We start from the raw sequence: 22,518 nt of genomic DNA, 5'->3' as shown, positions 1-22,518 counted from the left end.
GGTTGTGAGAAACAAAAAAATCGTAACATTCTAATAAATAGACTGTTACGAGTGTTTAATGTGGTACCTCCAGGAATCGAACCAGGGACACAAGGATTTTCAGTCCTTTGCTCTACCAACTGAGCTAAGGTACCATTGCCTTAGCGGATGCAAATATAAAATGTTTTTTTACATCTGCTAAAGAAAACTTCAAAAATTGTGTTATTTTTTATTTTTTAGCTAAATTTGTCTGATGAACTTAGTGATTGATATTGGTAATTCTCGCGTTAAAGCCGCTGTTTTTGAGGGAGATAAATGTATTTCTTTGTTTGTTTTTGACAAAACAAAAATTATTTCGGAAATAAAGAAAATTGCAAAGGAAAATAACATTACTACTGGAATTATATCTAATGTAACAGCGCTTTCAGAAAAAAAATGGGCACAATTAAATGCTATTACGACCTTTCAGGTAGTCTCTTCGGCATCGAAAGTACCGTTTAAAAACGAATATAAGACGCCAAAAACACTTGGAGTGGACAGGATTGCTTTGGTAGCTGCTGCCGTGGTAAAATTTCCAAATAAAAACGTTTTAGTGATTGATGCAGGAACTTGTATTACTTACGACTTTGTAACGAGTAGCGCGGTGTATTTGGGAGGTGCAATTTCTCCTGGCATAAAAATGCGCTATCAATCTTTACATCTCTTTACGGCAAATCTGCCTTTAGTAGATGTTTTTGAAGGTAATAATTTAACGGGAAATACCACTAAAGAGAGCATTATTTCGGGAGTTTTAAATGGGGTACAAAAAGAGATAAAAGGCTATATAGAAGACTATCAGAAGGAATATTGTGATTTAACAATAGTTTTAACAGGAGGAGACACAAAATTCTTGTCAAAACAATTTAAAAGTAGCATATTTGCCAATCAAAATTTTCTTTTAGAAGGATTAAATGAAATATTAAAATTTAACGTAGAAAAATGATTAGAAAGATTTTAATAGTTTCTTTATTTATAAGTGCAACAACCCTACTTGGCCAAAGAACAAGCTCCTCTCCCTATTCTTTTTTTGGAATTGGAGACCAGTATACACCGAAAACAGTTGAAAATGCAACAATGGGGGGCATTGGAGTAGCCTTCAACCATTTCAAGTATTTGAATTTTACAAATCCTGCTGCAAATGCTTTTTTAAGACAGACAACGTATGCCTTTGGAGTTCTAAACAATGATCTTACTTTAAAAACCGCAGAAACTGAGCAGAGTTCAATATCAACAAGTTTAAATTATATCGCCTTAGGCTTTCCTATAGGTGACAAAGCGGGATTTTCATTCGGTTTGCAGCCATTATCATCTGTGGGATATTCTTTAACAAACAATACTTACAAGGGGGATAATGAATTATCAGCCATTACTGTTTATAGTGGCGAAGGTGGTGTGAACAGACTTTTTGGTAGTTTTGGAATAAAGGCCTTCAAAGAATTGGCTCTAGGAATTGAAATTGAGTACAGTTTTGGAGCCATAGAAAACAGCATTCTTAATCAAAGAGCAGCTGTTGCATTAGCAACGCGGTATAAAGAAGAAAGTGTTATTCGTGGAACTGCCGTAACCTTTGGAGCACAATACAATAAAATATTAAAGAATAAAAAGTATCTAAATGCTGGAGCCACGATAAAGCTAGGAAGCGATTTAAATACTACTGGAGATGAATATTTGTACTCACTCACTGTTTCTGGAGGAGGGGCTGACATCCCACGAGATACCATTGCAAGTAGCGCGATTTCTGGTGCTTATAAATTACCGATGAAAACTGTTTTAGGAATTGGTTTGGGTGTATACGATAAGTGGCATGTAGGTGCAGAATTTCAAAATCAAGATGCATTGCAAGCAGATGGTTTTATAAACAATTCAGCTTCGGCATATCGGTATGAGCGATCTAATAGACTGTCTTTAGGAGGTTTTTATCTGCCGAAAATAAATTCAATTTCAAGTTATCTTAAAAGGGTTACTTATCGCGCCGGTTTAAAATACGAGAAATTAGGGTTGGCGATTAATGGTGTGGATACCAGTTCTAATTTTACATCAATTGAGGACTTTGGCATGTCTTTTGGTCTGGGTTTACCATTGAAACAAGCTTCTAGCATAAACTTGGGTTTTGAATTTGGTAAAAGGGGTACTACTGCAAATAACTTAATTGAAGAGAACTACTTCAATGTAAGAATCAGTTTGTCTTTGACGGCTTCTGGCGCACAATCTTGGTTTAGAAAAAGAAAAATTGATTAATTTATAAAATTTTAAAAATGAATAAAATTACGTTTTTACTAGCTGCTTTGTTATTGATAACAACACTTGAAACAAATGCTCAAAATGCAAACCAAGATTGTACTATCAAGTATAATCTTTTTAAAGGTGATTATCAATCTAAAAAATACGAAGAAGCGTATGTAAATTGGATTTTTCTATTAGATAATTGTAAAGATTTATCTGTAAATATCTATAAAATAGGTTCTACACTTGCAGAAGATATCAGAAAAGATCCTGTTTTGGCACAAAGGGTTTATGAGCAGCGATTGCAATACTACCCGAAGCAGAACCCTGCAAAAGTACATAGTGATTACGCCACTTATTTATTTGAGAATAAGTTAGCCTCAGATGACGTTATTTTTTCTATTCTAGAAAAAGGGTACAGTATAGATCCAACAAAAATGGGTGTTAAGAATTTATATATTTATTTTCAAGGGGTAACTGATCGAAACAAAGATACGAACCCACAGAAAGTTTTTGATACCTATGATGACGTGTTAGAAAATGTAAATATCAAACTTGCAGGTTATGCCAAAAAACTAATCAAATACAGCGATACTACTAAAGTACTAGATAAGAGAGGTGCGCAATTAAAAAGAGCGTACACCATAAATTCAAAAGCTTTGGGAACAGTAGAAGGGGGTTTGGATGCAATAATTTCAGAAATTGCAACTTGTGAACGCTTAGTTCCGCTTTACGAAAGAGATTTTGAGGCGAATAAAATGGATGCAGTTTGGTTGAAAAGATCGGTTTCTAGAATGTTCAACAAAGGATGTCAAAAAGAACCTTTATTTGAAAAGCTAGTGCGTTCATTTGCAGAAGCGTCTCCCTCTCCTGAAGCTTACGCTTTCCTAGCAAACGTTTTAGAAAATAATGGCGATGAGTCCGGAGCATCTGCAATGCGACTCAAGTCTTTCGAAATTGAAACAGATGTTTTGAAGAAAGCGAAGTATAAATTAAAGTTTGCACAATCGGCAAAAGACAGAGGACAATTGAGTAAAGCCAGAAGTTTAGCCAGAGAAGCATTAACTTTCAACCCGCGTTATGGAAGTGCATATTTGTTTATTGCTACTTTGTATCAAGGAAGTGTAAATGACTGTGGAGAAAATTTGTTTGAAAAAAGAATGGTTTATGTAGCCGCTTTAAACATGGCGAAAAGAGCTGCTGCTGTAGATCCAAGTATTACTGCAAAAGCAAGAAAATATATTAGCACCTATGCTGCAAATGTACCAAGTCAAAAAGATATTTTTAATGCAACAGCAATTCCCGGAGGAAAATTCACAATAAAATGTTGGATTGGAGAAACGGTAAGAATACCAAATAAATAGTTGTTTGAAAAACCATACACAAATAGTAGCAAAAAGCATTGTTGTAACTTCGTTTACAACAATGCTTTTTGCATGCTCAAATAATTCGGAAGAGGTTCGTAACTTTTTAGAAGAAAAAAATTTACCAATTGGTATTGCGAAAGAAGCATATCATGTTTATAAAGATTCTGGGAGAGTTACGTCTAAATTAATAACGCCAATACTCCTAGATTTTAGCAATCGTAAAAAACATCCGTACAACGAGTTTCCCGAAGGAATTAAAATCATTAATTTTGAAAATGAAGGAAAAGATTCGGTAACTATAATTGGGGATTATGCTCGGTCTTATTCCAAAACAGAAGTTTCAGAGATTCAAGGGAATGTAGTAGTTTTAAATCATACAGATAAATCGAGGTTGGAAACAGTACAGTTATTTTGGGATCAAAAAACAAAATATTTCGTGTCAGAAAAAGCATTTACTTTGTACAAAGAACAGGACACGATTCAAGGAATTGGTTTTGAATGTAAAGAAGATTTAAGTGAACATTTAGCAAAAAAAACAATAGGAAGAATAGCAACAAAAGAATAAAATTATGAACAAACTTTGGAAATTTTTTCAATACGGGTATTTAGTGGTAGGGTTTATTTGTTTGGTGGAAGGTGTTGTTCGATGGAGCGAAGAAAGAAGCAGAGCTTATTTGTTTTTAGGTTTTGCAGCTTTAACGATCTTTATGTTCTTCTTTAAAAGACATTTTAGAAAAAAAGTAGAAAAAAGAAATAGTCAAAATCAATAGTTTATAAATTTCTGAATGGGAATTGAGCTTATTATTATATTCTTATCCATCATACTTTCCGCTTTTTTTTCGGGGATGGAAATTGCATTTGTTTCTGCAAATAAGCTGCACATCGAGTTAGAGAAAAAGCGCGAGGGCTTTATTCCCAGAATTCTAAACAAAATCACACAAAAATCTTCAAAGTTTATCACCACAATGTTAGTGGGAAATAACATTGCGCTCGTCGTATATAGTTATTACATGGGAAGATTTTTAGTTCGAGTCCTGCCTTTAGGAACGTTTAATAATTTTTCAATATTAATCACTCAGACTGTTATTTCTACCATTGTTATATTGGTTACTGCAGAGTTTTTACCAAAAGCTATTTTTAGAATTTATGCAAATGAGGTTTTGAAAATATTTGCGTTACCAGCATACATCTTTTATGTATTGTTTCATTTCTTTTCAGAATTTATAACTTTAATTTCAGATTTCTTTTTGCGCGTCTTTTTTAAAACAAATGCAGACGAGCAGCAAGTAGAATTTAGTAAAGAGGAGTTGGGGAATTATATTATTGAGCAGTTAGAAACGGGTAATGATGACGATGAAATGGATTCTGAAATTCAGATTTTTCAAAATGCATTAGGATTTCACAATGTAAAAGGAAGAGAGGTAATGGTGCCTAGGACAGAAATTACAGCTGTAGAAATTCATGAGAAGGTAACCAATCTAGAAAGTATTTTTATTGAAACTGGCCTGTCTAAGGTGCTGGTGTATAAGTCCTCTATGGACGATGTAGTTGGATATATAAATGCTTTTGAGCTTTTTAAAAAACCAAAAACTATTAAATCTATTTTACTTCCTATTGAAATTGTACCAGAATCGATGATGATCAACAACATCTTAAATATCTTGATGAAGAAGCGCAAAAGTGTTGCCGTAGTGGTAGACGAATATGGAGGCACTTCAGGTATGATAACAGTAGAGGATATTGTAGAGGAGTTGTTTGGTGAAATTGAAGACGAACACGATTCTCAAGAGTTTTTAGAAGAGAAAATAGATGAATTTACGTTTAAATTTTCAGCAAGATTGGAAGTAGATTATTTAAACGAAGAATACGATTTAGAAATTCCAAAATCGGAGGCCTATGAGACTCTTGGTGGTTTTATACTTGAGCATACAGAGAACATACCAGAAGAAAATGAGGTGCTAGATATTGAAGGTTTTGAAATTCGAATTCTCAATACAAGTGGTGCAAAAATAGATGTAGTTACTATGAAAATTGTAAATCCAGAAGATTAGACGTTCAGTTTTATACTACTGAACTTAAAACAACAGTGGGCTTCCTTGTATTTAGCTTAAAAGGGGTTGCAATATTAAATTCCAAATCGTATATTCGCCCACCAAAATAAATTAAATCGTATGGCAATTTTATCAAAAATTAGAGAACGTTCAATGTTCTTAATAATTATAATTGGTTTAGCATTATTTGCTTTTGTATTAGATCCCTCAACATTAGGAGATTTTTTTAGTTCAAGTAAAGTGAATGAGGTAGGACAGGTGAATGGAGAAGCGATTTCAAGGCAAGAATTTGCAGAGGCGGTAGATCAGTATAAACAAAATAGTCGTTCTGAAGTTTCTGAAATGCAAGCAGCTAACGCTGTTTGGGATAATATTTTAAGAAAAAAAATATATAAGAATCAACTAGAGGATGCAGGAATTTCAGTTGGCGAACAAGATGTATGGTCAGAAATTTTAAAAGTACCCTCAGTACAAGACAATCCACAGTTTCAAAATGAGGCGGGATTGTTTGATGAATTAAAATTCAAACAGTTTTTAGCGGATACCAAAGAAAACAATCAATCGTTGTGGTCTGCTTGGTCTAACTATATGGGTCAGATAAAAGAAAACACAGAAACAAACACATACAATAGCTTAGTTACTGCCGGTTTAGGAGCTTCTCTAAAAGAGGGAGAAATGGAATATGTAATAGAAAACACTAAATTAAGTGGTGATTTTGTATACGTGTCTTATGCAAGTATTGCAGATAGCCTAGTTTCTATTAAAAGATCTGAAGTAGCGGCATATATTAAGGCAAATGAGAACGAGTTTAAGGCAGTTTCAACGAGAGACATTTCGTATGTAAAGTTTGATATTAAAGCCACTGCTGAAGATGAAGAGGCAATCAAACAAAAAGTAGGTTCATTGATTGGTGATGCATCCGATAGAAATAACGAAGTGATTGTGGGTTTTAAAAACGCAACAGACGACAAGGTTTTTTTAGTAGACAATGGTTCTGATCTAAATCTAGATGAAGACTATAAATTCAATGCTTCTATAAGCCAAGCAGTAGCAAATGATATTTTTTCAGGAAATGAAGGGGATGTTTTTGGTCCATACAAAGATCAGGGTTATTTCAAAATTTCAAAAATAAGAGCGGTTACAAAAATGCCAGATTCGGTAAGAGCAAGTCATATTTTAATTCCTTTTCTAGGCTCTCAGCGAGGGACTGCAGAGGTTTCAAGAACAAAAGCACAAGCAGAAGAGTTAGCAGATAGTATCTTAAGGGTTGTAAAGAGAAGCGACAGTAAATTTGCATCTTTAGCAAAGAGCTTGTCTTCAGATACAGGTTCGGCTGCCAAAGGTGGTGATTTAGATTGGTTTAATTATGCGAGAATGACTCCTGCATTTAGAGATTATGCCTTTACAAATAGTAAAGGAGCTGTGGGTGTTGTAGAGACTCCTTTTGGATACCATGTGATTCGTATTGATGACACAAAAAATACTCAAAAAGTGTTGAAATTGTCAACGTATGCGAGTAAAATTATTCCTTCGGAAGCGACGGAAAATGATTTCTTTCAAAAAGCAGAGCAATTCGCTTTGGCAGTTTCAAAAACTACAGATTACACTGCTTTAGCGAAAGAAAACAACTATAACTTAAGAGCGGCAGTGGGCTTAGAGGTATTAGACGAAAACGTTCCAGGTTTAGGAAATGAAAGACAGATTGTTTCTTGGGCTTTTAAAGGAGATTCTAAGATTGGAAGTTTCAATCGTTTTGATTTAACAGGAAGTTATGTAGTCGCGGTGGTTACTTCAAAAACAGAAAAAGGACTTATGTCCGTGGAAAAAGCGCTCAATACAGTAAGACCTATTTTGTTAAATGAAAAGAAGGCGGCACTAATTTCGGCAAATTTAAAAGGAAGCTCTTTAGCAGCGATTGCAGCAGCTAACAATACAACAGTAAGAAATGCAAAAGATGTAAATCTAAAAACAGCTTCTTTGGTTGGAGTGGGTGTAGAGCCCAAAATCGTAGGTGCAATGTACGGTGCAGAATTAAACAAAGTTTACAATGCGATAGTAGGTAATAGAGGCGTGTTCTCTTTTGCTTTAAACAAAAAAGAGGCACCAACAGCATTGCCAAATTACGAAGTTAATAGAAAGAGAATTTCAGCATCGAGAAAAGCAATGACTTTTAAAATTTATGAGGCAATTAAAAGTGCTTCAGAAGTGGAAGATAATAGAGCAAGTATGTACGGCTCAAATTAGTAGACACTCTTTTAAATAAATTAAAAATCCGTTCAATTAATTTTGAATGGATTTTTATTTTTTATGCTATGGGAAGTGTTCAGATTAAGACAGCCTGTCTTGTGCTGTTCCTATGTTTTAGATTTTTAATTGTGAGAGAGTTGCTTTTTTGATATTGGATTCTAAACAAGGTGTCATCTTTCATGGTATGGAATTTTAATGCGGTCTTCTTGTTTGTTAGCCTTTAAGGATGGCGGAAAGAAATGAATAGTTATCGCTAAAAATAACCTTTTTGAGAGCGCTCAAAAAGGTTATTATAGCTGTACTATAGATTGGTTTATTGTTCTTTTATCCGTTCATAGAAATTAAAAATTCGTCATTATTTTTAGAGAATTTAATTCTATCGTTAATAAATTCCATCGCTTCTATAGGATTCATATCTGCTAAATATTTTCGCAGTACCCACATTCTTTGCACAGTTTTGGCGTCTAATAATAAGTCATCTCTTCGCGTAGAAGATTTAATTAAGTCGATGGCTGGATATATTCTTCTATTCGAAATATTTCTATCCAACTGTAGCTCCATGTTTCCAGTTCCTTTGAATTCTTCAAAGATTACCTCATCCATTTTAGAGCCTGTTTCTGTAAGAGCAGTTGCAATAATTGTTAAAGATCCACCATTCTCTATGTTTCTAGCAGCACCAAAGAAGCGTTTTGGTTTGTGTAAAGCATTGGCATCAATACCACCAGAAAGTATTTTTCCAGAGGCAGGTGCAACAGTATTGTATGCACGTGCTAAACGAGTAATGGAATCTAAAAGAATAACAACATCATGTCCACATTCTACCAAACGTTTTGCTTTTTCTAACACAATATTAGCAACTTTTACATGTTTCTCTGCAGGCTCGTCAAAGGTAGAAGCAACTACTTCACCACGAACGTTGCGCTTCATGTCTGTCACCTCTTCTGGGCGTTCATCTATTAACAAAACAATTTGATATACTTCGGGATGGTTGGCTGCAATTGCATTGGCAACATCTTTTAGTAACATTGTTTTACCTGTTTTCGGTTGCGCTACAATCATACCACGCTGTCCTTTCCCTAAAGGAGAAAATAAGTCGATAATGCGCGTGGATAATGAGCTTCCTTTTTCTGCTAAATTGAACTTTTCTTGCGGAAAGAGGGGGGTTAAATGTTCAAAAGAAACACGATCTCTCACGATGTTTGGATTCAATCCATTTATTTTTGATACTCTTATCAAAGGAAAATATTTTTCTCCTTCTTTTGGTGGACGAACATTTCCTAAAACGGTATCTCCAGTTTTTAAACCAAAAAGTTTAATCTGAGATTGAGAAACGTAGATGTCATCAGGAGATGACAAATAGTTATAGTCAGAAGAGCGAAGGAAACCATAGCCATCAGGCATCATTTCTAAAACGCCTTCACTTTCTATAATACCGTCAAACTCGAAATCGGGATCTTTATATCTATTTGTAGATTTATTTCCGTTATTTCTACTGGTGTTGGTTTTTTCTCTACTTTGATTGTTATTTTTAGGTTTGCTGCTCTGAGGTGGGTTGTTCCTGTTTTGTTGTGGCTTATTAGCCTGTTTAGCAGGCTTTGTTTCTTGCTTTTCCTCCTTGATTTTAGACACTGTAACAGTTTTCTTTTCCTCAACTTTACTTTCTTTTCTTGGAAGTGGTTTTCTTTGAGGAGTTGCGATAGGCGAAGGCACCGAATCCTGCCCCGGGGCGGACACTGTTTTTGCGTCTACACTGTTTTCAGGTACTTCTTTTTTATCAAAGATGGGGGTACTTTTGAAGGCTGCTGGTTTTTTCACAACGCGCTTTCTTTTTTGTTTGTCTATTTTTTCAATTCCGCTTTCGCCAGGAGTTGTTATTGTAGTTGCTTTTGAAGGATTTGAAGCTTGCGTGTCTAAAATTTGATATACTAAATCTAATTTTTTCAATTGACTTGTTTTGGCAAGACCAATAGACTTGGCAATACCTTGTAATTCAGCAAGAGTTTTTGCTTTCAGTTCCGAAATTTCGAACATTATAAAATAATTAAGTTAAATATGAATCTTGATTTGTAAGATTTGAGTGTTTTTTGAATATTGCTGTTAAGTATAGTTCTACAAAACAGCTTTTTATGGGGTTGTGTTCAACAAATATATACTTTTTTTTTTAGTTTTAGGTTTTCTTTTTAAAAAAGAATAAACTACTTTTGCACATCAGAAATTAAAAATGATACAAAGAATACAAACTATATATTTATTTAGTACTTTTATTTTTTCTGGAATACTTGTATTTTTTTTTGATTTATGGAAAACAAAAGAAAATAGCGTTTTTGCCGTTGATTTACTAAAAAGTGAATCGTATCAGCTAAAGAGTATTCCTATTTTATTTCTAGTGTCGGCAATTTTAGCGTGTATTGCAATTTTTATGTATAACAATAGAAAATTACAATTTGTTATCGGCCGATTGACAATTTTGGTAAATCTTATTTTATTAGGATTATTGATTTATGTATCTCTAATGTTACCTGGAGAAGCTGCTGTTTCTAAGAAGGGTATTGGGATGTTCATACCAATTTTTGCTGTTTTGTTTATTGTTTTGGCAAATAAAGCGATTAAAAAGGATGAAGATCTTGTAAAATCTGCAGATAGATTGCGGTAAAACTAACATCTTAGTATATTTAGTGCGAAAGAAAGCCGAGATTTATTCTCGGTTTTTTTATGGAGTGTATGTAAATTGATTATTCAGAAATTAATATTTATTATTTTTTCTGTTATTGAGCTTATAAGGTGTAATTTTAATATTATTTAAAAGACTGTATTTCAATTATTTGATATTTTTTATATCCCTGAATTCAGGGTCTTGTACCCTGAATTCAGGGGTATAAAAAATATACTGTTTTCAGGGATTGTAGAATCTAAATTACTAACTTAAATTTGTAAATCATAATGAAGAAAAAGATATTTGTTCACGTAGCTGATGATCATAAGATTTTAATCGAAGGAATTATAGCGGTAATAAAGACTGACGAAAATATTGAAATAATAGACTTTTCTTTAACTGGCCAAGCTGTAATAGAGTGGTTTAACGAGAAGGAAAACCGAGCAGACGTTCTCATCTTGGACATCACCATGCCGATTCTGGATGGTTTTGAAGTTTTAAGATATTTTCAGGAAAAAGGAATAGCGCAAAAAGTAATTGTTTTGTCAAGTTACGATGATGTTCGCATTGTGCAAGAAGTATTAAGTTTAGGAGCAAGTGGTTATATTTCTAAGAACAATGCAGGAGCACATATTGTCCATGCAATAAAAGCAGTCGCGAATGGAGAGCAATATTTTAGCAGCGACATTCAGAAAGAGTTGTTAAAATCAATATCTGGTCAAAAAGCAAGGACAGGAGACATGCCACAAGATCTTCTTTTTGATTCTTTAACAGAAAGAGAAAAAAATGTTTTAAGGCTTGTCTCTAAAGAACTAAGCACAAGTGAGATTGCAGAAAAGATGAACATTAGCCATCATACTGTAGAGTCATACAGAAAAAAACTATTAAGAAAGTTAAACGTAAAAAATTCGGTTGGCTTGGCAATATATGCTGTAAAGTATAACCTTGTCTGATACACATAAAAGCATACAAGAGCACAAATCGTTATTGTCACGATTACAATTACAGCCGGTTAGTTTAAAATAAACTAGTTTAAATATAATATTATGAGAAAAATAGCCTTTACTTTTTTGTTTTGTTTCGCAGCATTAGGTTTCACCTCTTGTTCTAACAACGAACTCGATATAGATGAAACTCCAGAAGCCCTGCTAAAACAAATAGAACTAAAGAGAGATGCGAACGGTGTGTACTCCATCGCTTATCAGGTTTTAAATAACACGCTTTCTGTTACACATGATGACGTAACTTCAAACACGAAGGAGTTTCATTTGTCTAAAGTGGTATTTGATACAAAAAATCAATATTCACAAAGTTTAGCGCTGAGCGACAATAGATTAAGTGTTGGGCTGTTTGACGATACGGTTGGGGAAAGGGCTAAATTTACGATCGAAGATGAGAACATTAATTTTGCAAAAGGAGGCGAAACAAAATTTTTAAAGACGTACGGGTTGACAACTAATGAGGATGGTACACTTCAGTTAGATTTTGAAGTAGAGGACAATGTTGTAGCCACATTTTTATACAATAAATTATTGGGAATTTATGAAGTGCATTTAAGGAATGGACCAAGTACGCAGAAAGTATTTTCGTTGACCGTTGATATTCCAATTACCAAAATTTTAAAGATCGATTTTGTAAACCACGCGTTATTTGGAAAGGGAGTTGCTGCAAGAAAGGAAAGAAAGCCGAGAGTTGTTTACGATACTTCCTTTAGCTATTGATGGAAATAATTGTTGTATTTTTAAAGGCATGAACAGATATTTAAGATGTGTGTTGCTTGTATTGGCAACGATTCGCATTGGTAACCATATAATAATAGCAAATAATAAAGGGGAAGCTAGATCAGTTCAAGTTTCTCCTTTGCCATTTCCTCAAAAAAAAGACTCTCTTCAGGTTATACGGTACCAAGAGATTCGACAGTATTATGAGAATGAAGAGTATTCTAAGTCATTAGAGTTTGGACTTGCACTATTCACTGAACTTGAAAAATCAAACAATACTGTCTTACGCTACTTGACAGCTTTCCTATTAGGTGAAAATTTTTCTAAAATTAAGGATCATGATAAAGCAATCTTATATTTAAAAAAATCTTTGTTTTTGCTAAAGAAAGAGGTGCTTCTAGACCACCCAAGATTAAATACTTTTACAGAAGTTCCAGTTAACAGTTATTTATTAGCAGACAATCTGTTAAAGATTGGAGTTGAATATTCATTATTAGAAAAGAAAGATAGCGCTATAAGCTATTATAATAAAATTATTCAAATGAACTTTATAGATGAGGATTTGTCTTCTATAAAAGCGGGTGCTTATAACAATTTATCTGCTACATTCATAAAAATAGGATCTTATGGTGTGGCTAAAAAATATTCTCTCCAAGCTCTTGAAATTAGAAAGCTGCATAAAAATAAATTAAACGAAGCCTCTGCATTAACAAATCTCGCAAGTATTTATATGCTAGAGGATAATTTTAAGAAAGCCAAAGAGATATACACCAGTGCTTTGGACCTTATAGAACAGGATAATAGTAGCGAAGCGATCCGATATAAAGAAGATTTATACTTTAACTTGGCTTGGGCGTTATATAATTTAAAAGATTTTGAAGCATATGATTATCAAGAAAAATCTTTTCTTATTAAAGACAGCTTACAAAGTGTAGAATTTGACCATATTGTAAGACAGGTATACGAAAAATATCAATTGGATATCGCAAAGAAACAAGCGAATACGGCAGCATCAGATCTTAAGTTAAAAGAGCTAGAAGAGAAAAGAACGATCATTTTTTTTATTCTTTTAATTCTTCTATTAACGGTTAGTTCTGGAGTGATCGTATTCAATTATAAATTACGTCAGAAAAACTTAAAATTAAAGCTGGCGCAAACAAGATTGGCTCAAAAGAATAAATTAGAGAAATTAAAATCAGAAGCGCAGGTGCGTATTTTAAACGCAACATTAGATGGTAAAGAGACAGAGCGTAAGCAAATTGCGGAAACATTACACGACAGTGTAAGCTCTTTATTATCGTCGGCTAATTTACATTTGCAAGCTACTAAAATGCAGTTTAATGGAGTTTTTCCAACAGAGATTGATAAGACGCAGCAAATTATTACAGAAGCTTCACAAACGATTCGAGACTTATCACATAGTTTAGTGTCTTCGGTATTGCTAAAGTTTGGATTGAAATATGCGATTAAGGAAATGTCAGAAAAATATTCCAACTCGCAACTTCAAATAAATACAGATATCAAAAATTTGAGGAGGTATCACCAAAATTTTGAAATTAAAGCAAATAACATCATTCAGGAATTTGTCAATAATATTTTAAAGCACAGTAAAGCATCAAAAGCACTTGTAAAATTAGAAGAGAAAAATGGAAGATTACTTATTCAAATCGAAGATGACGGTGAGGGTTTTGATAAGACACTTACGTCTACTAAGGATGGCATAGGTATTAACCAAATTCATGCAAGAATACAAATGATGCAAGGGAAATTTTTAATAGATTCTGTGCTTAATGAAGGGACTACCGTATTTGCAGAGTTGCCTATAATGGAAAAAAATGCGATTACCCCCGCTGGGCCAACTCTATAATTTCTAAATTTTTTATGGCCCCTGCAGCAAGTTCAAATCGGAGCATTGTTCTTACTTTATGGAAACCATGATTGCCTGCAGCTCCAGGATTTAGGTGCAACAACTTTAGCTTTTTGTCATATTGTACTTTTAAAATATGGGAATGTCCAGAGATAAAAATGGTGGGCGTATTTATTTTTAATTCTTCTCGCACTCTTTGGTCATATCTATTGGGGTAGCCCCCAATATGCGTAATCCATATGGTTACATCTTCAACTTCGAATTTTTGATCTAAAGGGAATTCAGCGCGCGCATCGTGGTCATCTATATTTCCAAATACAGCTCTTAAAGGCTTTAGGCTTTTGATTGTGTCTGTAACTTGTAAATTGCCAATATCTCCTGCGTGCCAAACTTCATCTGCTTGCCTTACAAATTTTAAAATTTGGTCATCGATAAAACTATGAGTATCGGATATTAATAATATTTTTTTCATTGGGAGGTGGTAGGAAAAATTAACGACTCTTCAAGAATCAAAAATACTAATAACAAAATAAATTCCGTAATTTTACCAGCTACAAAAATAATTTTAATTGAGATATTTTATAGAACTTTCTTACAACGGGACAAAATATCACGGTTGGCAAATTCAACCAGATATGGTCTCTGTACAGGAAAAATTAAATAATGCAATCAGTACTGTTTTGCAAAGTAAAGTAGAGGTTGTAGGTGCGGGAAGAACAGATACTGGTGTTCATGCCGTGCAAATGTTTGCTCATTTTAATACGGAAATTCTCATTGAAAATAATTTTGTACACAAACTGAATTCAATTTTACCGAATGACATTTCAGTGGATAAGGTACTTGAAGTGTTGGAAGATAAGCATGCACGATTTGATGCAAAAAGTAGGAGTTATGAGTATCGAATATGGTTGGGACGTAATCCATTTTTATTAGATTTCTCTTGGCAGATTCACTCTCAAAAGCCAGATCTCTCTAAAATGAATGCGGCTGCAATTCTATTATTAGAATACGAAAATTTTCAAACATTTTCAAAGGTGAAGACAGAAGTACATACTTTTAATTGCAACGTGACCGCAGCTTTTTGGAGGCAGGAGGGTAATTTATTAATATTTCATATTTCAGCGAATCGGTTTTTGAGAAATATGGTAAGGGCTATTGTTGGAACTTTGGTTGATGTTGGCTTGGGGAAAATATCTATAGCGGAATTTCGTCAAATTATAGAAAGTAAAAATAGAAGCAATGCAGGATTGTCTGTTCCGGCAAAGGGCCTGTTTTTAACACAAATAAAATATTAAATTTTGGCAAATAAAACAGGAAATGCTTTTGATTTAGAGATTTTTTTAAGACTCATGAGTTTTGCGAAGAACTACAAGCGTAATTTTATAATTGCGGTATGTGCTACCATTATTTTGTCGGGTGTAGCACTTCTGACGCCTATTATTTTAAAAGATACAGTAGACCTATATATCGCTAACAAAGATTCTGAGGGGTTGCTAAATAGTGTGCTGCTAATGCTAGGTGTTTTGATTTTAGAGGTACTCTTAAGGTTTACCTTTATCTATTATGCAAACTGGGTTGGACAACACATTATTAGAGATATAAGGGCAAAAATATTTAGACATATTTTGCAGTTTAGAATGTCTTATTTTGATAAAAACTCAGTTGGGCGTTTGGTGACAAGAGTGGTTTCTGATATCGAAACAATTGCAGCATTCTTTAGCAGTGGTGTCTTTACAATTGTGAGTGATGTTTTGCAAATGTTTGCAGTGATTGCGGTGATGTTTGTCATCAACTGGAAGTTAGCATTTATTGCAATTGCAGTGTTACCAGTATTGCTATATGCTACAAAAGTTTTTCAAAAAGCCATAAAGACTACCTTTCAAGAAGTTAGAAATCAGGTTGCTAATTTAAATGGATTTGTGCAGGAGCGCGTTACTGGAATGAAAATAGTCCAGCTCTTCAACAGAGAGAAAATTGAAGATGATAATTTTAAAGACATAAATAACAAACACAAAGAAGCATATATAAAGACCATTTGGTATTTTTCCATTTTCTTCCCAATTGCAGAAATTTTATCATCGGTAGGTATCGGTTTGGTCGTTTGGTTTGGCAGTAAGCAAGTCATTGGAGGTGCAGTTCCAGGGCCAGGAACCGTGATGGCTTTTGTGCAAATGGCACAAATGTTATTTAGACCTTTGCGTCAGATTGCAGATAAATTTAATCAGCTACAAATGGGAATTGTTTCTGGCGAAAGAGTCTTTAAAATTATTGATACACAAAGTGCAATTTCTAAAAATGGAACCATTGTAGCAGACAATTTAGCTGGCAATATTAGTTTTAAAGAAGTGCGATTTAGCTATGTTGACGGGGAAGAGGTATTAAAAGGAATTAATTTAGAGGTTTTAAAAGGCCAAACAATCGCTATTGTTGGAGCTACAGGAGCAGGAAAGTCTACAATTATCAACTTAATTAATCGTTTTTATGAAATTGACAGTGGGAGTATATGTGTTGATGGCATTCCTATTGAAGAATATAAATTAGAAAGTTTACGAAATCAAGTGGCTGTTGTGTTGCAAGATGTTTTTTTATTTTCAGATTCTATTTTAAATAATATCACATTAAAGAACCCTACTATTTCTAAAGAAGAGGTGGAGGTGGCTGCAAAGCAAATAGGAATTCATGATTTTATTATGACGCTTCCAGGAGGCTATGACTACAATGTAAAGGAACGAGGGGCAATGCTTTCTTCTGGACAACGTCAACTGATTGCTTTTTTAAGAGCTTATTTAAGCAAACCGAGTATTCTGATTTTAGATGAAGCTACTTCTTCTGTAGATGCCTTTGCAGAGAAAATGATTCAGTACGCTACAGAGACTATTACAAAACATAGAACTTCAATTGTAATTGCACATCGCTTAGCAACAATTAAAAGTGCGGATAAAATTATTGTAATGGATAAGGGCTTAATTGTTGAGGAAGGAACACATTCCTCTTTGTTGGAAAAAGAAAATGGATATTACAAAAATTTGTATGACAAGCAGTTTAGTTTAGAAGCGGCTTCTTAAAAGAAACGCAGGAATTGGAGGTTCATTTTTGTACTGCGCAGAGTGATGATTAAAAAGGTTCATTAAGCCATGTTTTTCGGTTTACATTAAGTCTTTTCGCAGCTTTTCATTGAGCTCAGGCAAATCGTTATACAATTCAAACTCGCCATCTTTTATGTATGAGATTTCTCCAGTTTCCTCAGAGACGAGCAAGCAAACAGCATCTGTTTTTTCAGAAACACCAATTGCCGCTCTATGCCTTAAACCAAATCTTGAAGGAATTTTTAAGCTATCAGAAATGGGAAGCACGACTCTTGTGGCAACAATGTAGTTGTCTCTAATAATTAAAGCACCATCATGAAGTGGACTGTTTTTGTAAAAAACACTTTGCAATAATGCCTCATTGACTAAGGCATTCATTTTGTCTCCTGTATTTATTAAAAAATCTAAACTATTGGTTCTTTCGATAACAATCAAAACGCCTGTTTTTGTTTTAGACATTTTTTTACAGGCTTTTAAAATGATTTCAGTATCAATTTCTGACCCTATTTCTGTATGTAAAAATTTTAGTTGTTTTAAGAAATTTCTTTTGTTCGTAAAGTTTGTTGTGCCTACCATTAATAAAAATTTTCGTATTTCCTGCTGAAATACAATAATCAATGCAACCACACCACCTCCTAAAAGGGTTCCAAGAATGCCACTGAGCATTTTCATTTTTAGTGCTTCTGTTATTTTCCAAATAACAAAAACAATAGCAATTCCCAACACAATATTTATGGCAACAGTGCCTTTTAGTAATTTATAGATATAGTACAGCAGTGTGGCTACTAGTAAGATATCTAAAACATCAAGCAAAGAAAATTCAATAAAATCGAACATAGGAAGGATAAGAATTTAGGCTAAAATACTAATAAATAATTTACTTAATTTGAGCTACAATCTTGACGGCTTCCACAGCTTCTTTTACATCATGCACACGCAATATGTTTGCACCATTTAGCAACGCAATCGTGTTTGCCGAGGTAGTTGCATTCAAAGCTTCCTGAGCAGAGATATCCAAGGTTTTATAGAGCATAGATTTTCTAGAAAGACCCGCTAATATGGGTGCCTCTAAACTTTTGAAAAGTGATAAGTTTTTCAATATTTCAAAATTGTGAGCATTTGTTTTTCCAAATCCAAAACCCATATCAATGACAATATCACTTAAATTTAATTGATGCAGCTGGTTTATTTTCGCTGCAAAAAACGAAATAATTTCTGCAATCACATCTTTATATACTGGGTTTTTTTGCATGTTTTGAGGGGTGCCTAACATGTGCATTAAAATATAAGGAACTTTTAATTGGGCAACCGTAGTAAACATCTCTGCGTCTAGATTTCCTCCAGAAATATCATTTATAATTGCTGCTCCATTCCCCACTGTTTCTAGGGCGACTTTACTTCTAAAGGTATCTGTCGAAATAATGATCTCGGGAAAGTTTTGTATTAAGAGATTGATAACGGGTACTATTCTTTTAAGTTCCTCTTCTTCCGAAACATGGAGTGCACCAGGTTTCGAAGAATAGGCACCAACATCTATAAAGGCTGCGCCATCAAAGAGCATTTTTTCAACCTGCCGTAAAATGTCAACTTCGTTTTTATATTTTCCCCCATCAAAAAAAGAATCTGGAGTAATGTTTAAAACACCCATTACTTTTGGTGTCGTCAAGTCGATTAAAGTACCCTTGCAATTTAGTGTCATTTTATAGTACTACTTTATGAATTACATGACCAGTTTTCGGAGCTTTGTAATCGTTCATTTTTAACATTAATTCGGCTACCGAAGTAGCAACAATTAACAAGTCCTTGTTTTCTTTTTTTAAATAGCCCTCTGTGACCATTTTATCTAATTGTACCAGTAGTGCGTCAAAAAAGCCATTAATATTTAGAAGTCCAATTGGTTTGTTTTCAATCTGTAATTGTCCTAATGTGAGCACTTCAAAGAGTTCGTCAAAAGTACCGAAACCTCCAGGGAGCGCAATATAACCATCGACTAACTTGCTCATTATTACTTTTCGATCACTCATTTTTTTACAAATAATCATTTCTTCTACACCGGGATGGAGCACCTCTTCCTTTTCTAATAAGATTGGAATTACACCGATAACTTCTCCTCGTTTTTCTAGAATAGTGTCGGCAATAATGCCCATCATTCCTATTTTTGCACCACCATAAACCAAACCAATTCCATGGTTTACAAAGTACGTTCCTAGGGTTGCTGCAGCCTCTTTATAGACCGGGTTAAAGCCTAAACTAGCTCCACAAAAAACAACGATTTTTTTCAATATAATAGGTTTTAAAATTCTTTTGCAAAAATAAAAGAAAAGGATACAGGATTTAGTATTTTTGGTAAAATACTTTTTAACAGGATAAAATGCAAGATACCTCAAAACAATATGACGCTGTCATGAACGAATGTAGAAGTTTGTTTATAAAAAAAATGTCTGATTATGGGTCGGCATGGAGAATTTTACGTTTACCCTCCTTAACAGATCAAATTTTTATCAAAGCACAAAGGATTCGGCAATTGCAAGAAAATGAGGTGCGCAAAGTAGATGAGGACGAAAAGTCTGAGTTTATCGGAATTATTAATTATTCAATAATGGCTTTAATTCAATTGGAAAAAGGAATTGTAGCAACACCAGATTTAAATACAGCCGAGGCAACCATCTTGTACGATGCACTTCGCAAAGTGACAAAGCAGTTGATGATGGATAAAAATCACGACTATGGGGAAGTCTGGAGAGAAATGCGTGTTTCTAGTTTAACGGATCTTATCCTCCAGAAATTATTAAGAGTGAAATCTATTGAGGATAATAAGGGGAAGACACTGGTATCTGAAGGTATTGATGCTAATTATCAAGACATGATTAACTATGCCGTATTTGCCATGATTCTCTTAGAAGCAGAAGCACAGGTAAAAAGTTAAAAGGAATGCAATAGTGCGAAGGGTAGAGCCATTTTATTCGCAACAAAAGAAGTAAATTATGATTCAAAAAGGCATGGTCCAGTTTTCAAGAATTCTAGTAGGCGCTTTATTTATATTCTCAGGATTTGTAAAATTGGTAGATCCCATTGGCTCTCAATATAAGTTTCAAGAGTATTTCTCGGAATCTGTCTTAAATATGGAGTTTTTAATTCCGTTTGCTTTGCTTTTTGCGATTGTTTTAATTGTTGCAGAAATTTTATTAGGAGTGATGATCTTAATCGGTTACAAGTCAAAGCTTACAGTTTGGAGTTTGTTGGTTTTAAGTTTGATTTTTTTGTTTTTAACGTGGTACTCTGCTTTTTATAACAAGGTTACAGACTGCGGTTGTTTTGGAGATGCTATTAAATTAACACCCTGGGAAACCTTTTATAAGAATGTCATTTTAATTGGATTCATAATTATTCTTCTGGTAAACATCAAATTTATAAAACCTATTTTCAAAGGTCAAATTCCAAAACTAATTACGTTTTTGTCATTAGCGACTTTTTTGTTTATTGTTCAACATGTACTTACGCATTTACCTCTTATTGATTTTAGAGCATATGCTATTGGCAATAATCTACAGGAGGGAATGAAATATCCTAAAGATGGTTCGATTCCGCCAGTGCATGATTTTATGTTGGAAGACATGCAAGAAGACTTGGCGCCCATACTTCTAGAAAAGGAAAAGGTACTGTTGGTCATTATCTATAATCTGAAGAAGGCAGATGCTGCTGGATTTTCTGAAATTAAAAAAGTTTCCGAAAAAGCAATGAAACAAGGATATACCGTTTATGGTGTTTCTGCCTCTTTTTCAGATGATTTATCTATAGCGAAAGAAAAGTACAACTTGCCTTTTGAGTTTTTATTCTGCGACGAGACGGCTTTAAAAACGATGATTAGAGCAAATCCAGGAGTAATAATTTTAAATAAAGGAACGGTTACACAAAAGAAAAATTGGGTAGATGTTAAAGAAATAAATTTTTAAATAACGCTATTTTTTGTTTTTCTTGGGTATTAGATTTTCTAATGTACTCCCTTTCTCATTTGCGAAAAATGCATGTTTTGGACTGCCAATAACTTGTGCAGTATAAATTCCGGAATGCCCAGAGAACAAGTAAGAAGTAGTACAGGCCAATGCGATAAAAACACCAGATTCAATTCCAAATAGCTCAATTCCCATAATTGTGCAAGCAATAGGAGTATTCGTGGCTCCTGCAAATACTGCTACAAAACCCATACCTGCCAGTAAAGGCATTGGCAGCGGGATAAACCAAATAAGAACATTTCCAAGGGTCGCACCAATAAAGAATAAAGGCGTTACTTCTCCTCCTTTAAATCCAGCGCCCAAAGTAAAAGAAGTGAGGATTAATTTTAGAAAGAAGTCATGCGAATTTAAATCAATGTTAAAGGCATCTACAATGGTGGGGATACCAAGTCCTATGTACTTTGTTGTTCCCATCAGGTATACAGTTATGGCCAAAAAGATTCCACCAATTACAGGACGAAGCGGGGGATATGAAATGTATTTTTTAAATAATCCTGTCCAAAGATGCGTAGACTTTGAAAATAAAAGGCTGACGAGACCAAAAATAATGCCTGCAAATAAAGACCACAAAACGGAAATTGGTGTTAGTTCTGCAACCGTTGAAATGGTATAATGTGTGTGATTAGAAATTTGCCAAACAGTGCAAAAATAGTTTGCAAAAATGGCAGCCAGAAAACTGGGTAAAAGGGCATCATACTTTACGCGACCAATAAGCAATACTTCGAGAGCAAAAATAGCTCCGGCTAAAGGAGTTCCAAAAACAGCAGAGAATCCAGCACTTATTCCAGCGATCAGCAGTATCTTTCGATCAAGATTAGAAAGTTTAAAAATTTTAGTGAATTGGTCTGCAATGGCACCTCCAATTTGGACAGCCGTCCCTTCACGGCCGGCAGAACCTCCAAATAAGTGGGTGATAATGGTTCCTAAAAACACCAAAGGAACCATTTTGAAGGGAATTGTTTTTTTAGGGGTATGATATTCTTCTAGCAGTAAATTATTTCCTTTTACAACACTTTCTCCATAATAATGATACGACAACCCGATGAAAAGACCACCAACTGGCAGCAATGCAATAATCCAGACATTGTTTTCTCTATAGGTAGTTGCCCATTCTAAAGTCCATAAGAAAACAGCAGAGGCACTTCCTGCAAGTGCTCCAATGAGCAAACAAATAATAGTCCACTTTAAAAGAAATAGGAAAGAGAAGCTTTGTTGAAATGAAAGAAGGAATTTTTTAATCGTATTCATATATTTTAAGCACGCATACTAGTG

The 22,518-nt window shown here is 34.2% G+C and carries 21 protein-coding genes and 1 tRNA gene; 15 read left to right on the top strand and 7 right to left on the bottom strand.

The features are described from left to right. Nucleotides 1-61 precede the first annotated feature (61 nt). A tRNA-Phe gene (locus PI23P_RS01625) sits at nt 62-134 on the bottom strand. A gap of 98 nt (nt 135-232) precedes the next feature. Between PI23P_RS01625 and PI23P_RS01620 the strand changes: the two genes are divergently transcribed. The 7 genes from PI23P_RS01620 to PI23P_RS01590 all read left to right on the top strand — a co-directional run bounded on the left by PI23P_RS01620 (nt 233) and on the right by PI23P_RS01590 (nt 7,903). Next, nucleotides 233-961 carry a type III pantothenate kinase gene (locus PI23P_RS01620; RefSeq protein ID WP_004568962.1) on the top strand — a complete coding sequence of 243 codons (729 nt, stop codon included), beginning with the start codon at nt 233-235 and terminating at the stop codon, nt 959-961. Continuing rightward, the gene (bamG, locus tag PI23P_RS01615) at nt 958-2,256 is read left to right on the top strand and encodes a BamG family beta-barrel-assembly machinery protein (RefSeq protein ID WP_004568961.1); all 1,299 of its coding nucleotides are present in this window, start codon (nt 958-960) and stop codon (nt 2,254-2,256) included. The genes PI23P_RS01620 and bamG overlap by 4 nt, the downstream gene beginning before the upstream one ends. A 17-nt stretch (nt 2,257-2,273) precedes the next feature. Continuing rightward, nucleotides 2,274-3,605: a tetratricopeptide repeat protein gene (locus tag PI23P_RS01610; protein ID WP_004568960.1), complete on the top strand. Its 1,332-nt coding sequence runs from the start codon at nt 2,274-2,276 to the stop codon at nt 3,603-3,605. A 4-nt stretch (nt 3,606-3,609) separates the two neighbouring features. Continuing rightward, nucleotides 3,610-4,173, top strand: a complete 564-nt coding sequence (gene lptC, locus PI23P_RS01605) for an LPS export ABC transporter periplasmic protein LptC (RefSeq protein WP_004568959.1) — start codon at nt 3,610-3,612, stop codon at nt 4,171-4,173. Nucleotides 4,174-4,177: 4 nt separating this feature from the next. Beyond that, nucleotides 4,178-4,378, top strand: a complete 201-nt coding sequence (locus tag PI23P_RS01600) for a hypothetical protein (RefSeq protein WP_004568958.1) — start codon at nt 4,178-4,180, stop codon at nt 4,376-4,378. A 15-nt stretch (nt 4,379-4,393) separates the two neighbouring features. Continuing rightward, nucleotides 4,394-5,659 (top strand): hemolysin family protein, encoded by a 1,266-nt coding sequence (locus PI23P_RS01595; RefSeq protein WP_081439175.1) that lies wholly within the window; start codon nt 4,394-4,396, stop codon nt 5,657-5,659. A gap of 120 nt (nt 5,660-5,779) precedes the next feature. After that, the gene (locus PI23P_RS01590) at nt 5,780-7,903 is read left to right on the top strand and encodes a peptidylprolyl isomerase (protein WP_004568956.1); all 2,124 of its coding nucleotides are present in this window, start codon (nt 5,780-5,782) and stop codon (nt 7,901-7,903) included. A gap of 327 nt (nt 7,904-8,230) precedes the next feature. On the opposite strand, the gene rho is transcribed toward PI23P_RS01590, so the two are convergent. Continuing rightward, nucleotides 8,231-9,937: a transcription termination factor Rho gene (gene rho / locus PI23P_RS01585; protein ID WP_004568955.1), complete on the bottom strand. Its 1,707-nt coding sequence runs from the start codon at nt 9,935-9,937 to the stop codon at nt 8,231-8,233. Nucleotides 9,938-10,127: 190 nt separating this feature from the next. On the opposite strand from rho, the gene PI23P_RS01580 reads away from it, so the two are divergent. The 4 genes from PI23P_RS01580 to PI23P_RS01565 all read left to right on the top strand — a co-directional run bounded on the left by PI23P_RS01580 (nt 10,128) and on the right by PI23P_RS01565 (nt 14,147). Beyond that, nucleotides 10,128-10,559, top strand: coding sequence for a DUF4293 domain-containing protein (locus PI23P_RS01580; RefSeq protein WP_004568954.1), 432 nt, complete (start codon nt 10,128-10,130; stop codon nt 10,557-10,559). Between the two features lie 287 nt (nt 10,560-10,846). Beyond that, nucleotides 10,847-11,512: a response regulator gene (locus PI23P_RS01575; protein WP_004568953.1), complete on the top strand. Its 666-nt coding sequence runs from the start codon at nt 10,847-10,849 to the stop codon at nt 11,510-11,512. Between the two features lie 93 nt (nt 11,513-11,605). Then, nucleotides 11,606-12,280, top strand: coding sequence for a hypothetical protein (locus tag PI23P_RS01570; RefSeq protein ID WP_004568952.1), 675 nt, complete (start codon nt 11,606-11,608; stop codon nt 12,278-12,280). Nucleotides 12,281-12,308: 28 nt separating this feature from the next. After that, a complete protein-coding gene (locus tag PI23P_RS01565; RefSeq protein ID WP_238299959.1) occupies nt 12,309-14,147 on the top strand; it encodes a tetratricopeptide repeat-containing sensor histidine kinase in 1,839 nt (612 codons plus the stop codon). Here the strand turns inward: PI23P_RS01565 and PI23P_RS01560 are convergent. Next, on the bottom strand, nt 14,122-14,619 hold the full coding sequence (locus PI23P_RS01560) for a metallophosphoesterase family protein (protein WP_004568950.1): 498 nt from the start codon (nt 14,617-14,619) through the stop codon (nt 14,122-14,124). The genes PI23P_RS01565 and PI23P_RS01560 overlap by 26 nt on opposite strands. 97 nt (nt 14,620-14,716) lie before the next feature. Between PI23P_RS01560 and truA the strand changes: the two genes are divergently transcribed. Both truA and PI23P_RS01550 read left to right on the top strand, forming a co-directional pair. Next, a complete protein-coding gene (gene truA, locus PI23P_RS01555) occupies nt 14,717-15,442 on the top strand; it encodes a tRNA pseudouridine(38-40) synthase TruA (protein ID WP_004568949.1) in 726 nt (241 codons plus the stop codon). Nucleotides 15,443-15,445: 3 nt separating this feature from the next. Beyond that, complete coding sequence (locus tag PI23P_RS01550; protein ID WP_004568948.1) at nt 15,446-17,212, top strand: ABC transporter ATP-binding protein; 1,767 nt, start codon at nt 15,446-15,448, stop codon at nt 17,210-17,212. 81 nt (nt 17,213-17,293) lie between these two features. Here PI23P_RS01550 and cdaA read toward each other — a convergent pair whose 3' ends face one another. From cdaA to PI23P_RS01535, 3 genes are read right to left on the bottom strand one after another with little or no spacing between them, the layout of a single operon-like run. Beyond that, nucleotides 17,294-18,070, bottom strand: a complete 777-nt coding sequence (gene cdaA, locus PI23P_RS01545; protein WP_004568947.1) for a diadenylate cyclase CdaA — start codon at nt 18,068-18,070, stop codon at nt 17,294-17,296. A gap of 40 nt (nt 18,071-18,110) precedes the next feature. Continuing rightward, complete coding sequence (gene folP / locus PI23P_RS01540) at nt 18,111-18,932, bottom strand: dihydropteroate synthase (RefSeq protein ID WP_004568946.1); 822 nt, start codon at nt 18,930-18,932, stop codon at nt 18,111-18,113. Nucleotide 18,933: 1 nt separating this feature from the next. Continuing rightward, nucleotides 18,934-19,515, bottom strand: coding sequence for an LOG family protein (locus tag PI23P_RS01535; protein ID WP_004568945.1), 582 nt, complete (start codon nt 19,513-19,515; stop codon nt 18,934-18,936). Between the two features lie 89 nt (nt 19,516-19,604). Here PI23P_RS01535 and PI23P_RS01530 point away from each other — a divergent pair, with 89 nt between their 5' ends. Both PI23P_RS01530 and PI23P_RS01525 read left to right on the top strand, forming a co-directional pair. Then, entirely contained in the window at nt 19,605-20,159 is a 555-nt protein-coding gene (locus PI23P_RS01530) for a DUF1599 domain-containing protein (protein WP_004568944.1), read from the top strand. 58 nt (nt 20,160-20,217) lie between these two features. Further along, complete coding sequence (locus tag PI23P_RS01525) at nt 20,218-21,186, top strand: BT_3928 family protein (protein ID WP_004568943.1); 969 nt, start codon at nt 20,218-20,220, stop codon at nt 21,184-21,186. Nucleotides 21,187-21,192: 6 nt separating this feature from the next. Here the strand turns inward: PI23P_RS01525 and PI23P_RS01520 are convergent, their stop codons facing one another. After that, complete coding sequence (locus PI23P_RS01520; protein WP_004568942.1) at nt 21,193-22,494, bottom strand: voltage-gated chloride channel family protein; 1,302 nt, start codon at nt 22,492-22,494, stop codon at nt 21,193-21,195. Between the last annotated feature and the right edge of the window lie 24 nt (nt 22,495-22,518).

The sequence above is a fragment of the Polaribacter irgensii 23-P genome, from assembly GCF_000153225.1.
Lineage (GTDB): Bacteria > Bacteroidota > Bacteroidia > Flavobacteriales > Flavobacteriaceae > Polaribacter > Polaribacter irgensii.
This window is presented reverse-complemented; position numbering and strand designations above follow the sequence as displayed.

Coding starts and splice junctions, on each gene's coding strand:
- PI23P_RS01520 (WP_004568942.1), bottom strand. CDS start 22,494: ATGAATACGATTAAAAAATTCCTTCTTTCATTTCAACAAAGCTTCTCT.
- bamG (WP_004568961.1), top strand. CDS start 958: ATGATTAGAAAGATTTTAATAGTTTCTTTATTTATAAGTGCAACAACC.
- PI23P_RS01560 (WP_004568950.1), bottom strand. CDS start 14,619: ATGAAAAAAATATTATTAATATCCGATACTCATAGTTTTATCGATGAC.
- PI23P_RS01530 (WP_004568944.1), top strand. CDS start 19,605: ATGCAAGATACCTCAAAACAATATGACGCTGTCATGAACGAATGTAGA.
- cdaA (WP_004568947.1), bottom strand. CDS start 18,070: ATGTTCGATTTTATTGAATTTTCTTTGCTTGATGTTTTAGATATCTTA.
- PI23P_RS01590 (WP_004568956.1), top strand. CDS start 5,780: ATGGCAATTTTATCAAAAATTAGAGAACGTTCAATGTTCTTAATAATT.
- folP (WP_004568946.1), bottom strand. CDS start 18,932: ATGACACTAAATTGCAAGGGTACTTTAATCGACTTGACGACACCAAAA.
- PI23P_RS01580 (WP_004568954.1), top strand. CDS start 10,128: ATGATACAAAGAATACAAACTATATATTTATTTAGTACTTTTATTTTT.
- PI23P_RS01570 (WP_004568952.1), top strand. CDS start 11,606: ATGAGAAAAATAGCCTTTACTTTTTTGTTTTGTTTCGCAGCATTAGGT.
- PI23P_RS01620 (WP_004568962.1), top strand. CDS start 233: ATGAACTTAGTGATTGATATTGGTAATTCTCGCGTTAAAGCCGCTGTT.
- PI23P_RS01575 (WP_004568953.1), top strand. CDS start 10,847: ATGAAGAAAAAGATATTTGTTCACGTAGCTGATGATCATAAGATTTTA.
- PI23P_RS01595 (WP_081439175.1), top strand. CDS start 4,394: ATGGGAATTGAGCTTATTATTATATTCTTATCCATCATACTTTCCGCT.
- PI23P_RS01565 (WP_238299959.1), top strand. CDS start 12,309: ATGAACAGATATTTAAGATGTGTGTTGCTTGTATTGGCAACGATTCGC.
- PI23P_RS01600 (WP_004568958.1), top strand. CDS start 4,178: ATGAACAAACTTTGGAAATTTTTTCAATACGGGTATTTAGTGGTAGGG.
- rho (WP_004568955.1), bottom strand. CDS start 9,937: ATGTTCGAAATTTCGGAACTGAAAGCAAAAACTCTTGCTGAATTACAA.
- PI23P_RS01610 (WP_004568960.1), top strand. CDS start 2,274: ATGAATAAAATTACGTTTTTACTAGCTGCTTTGTTATTGATAACAACA.
- PI23P_RS01525 (WP_004568943.1), top strand. CDS start 20,218: ATGATTCAAAAAGGCATGGTCCAGTTTTCAAGAATTCTAGTAGGCGCT.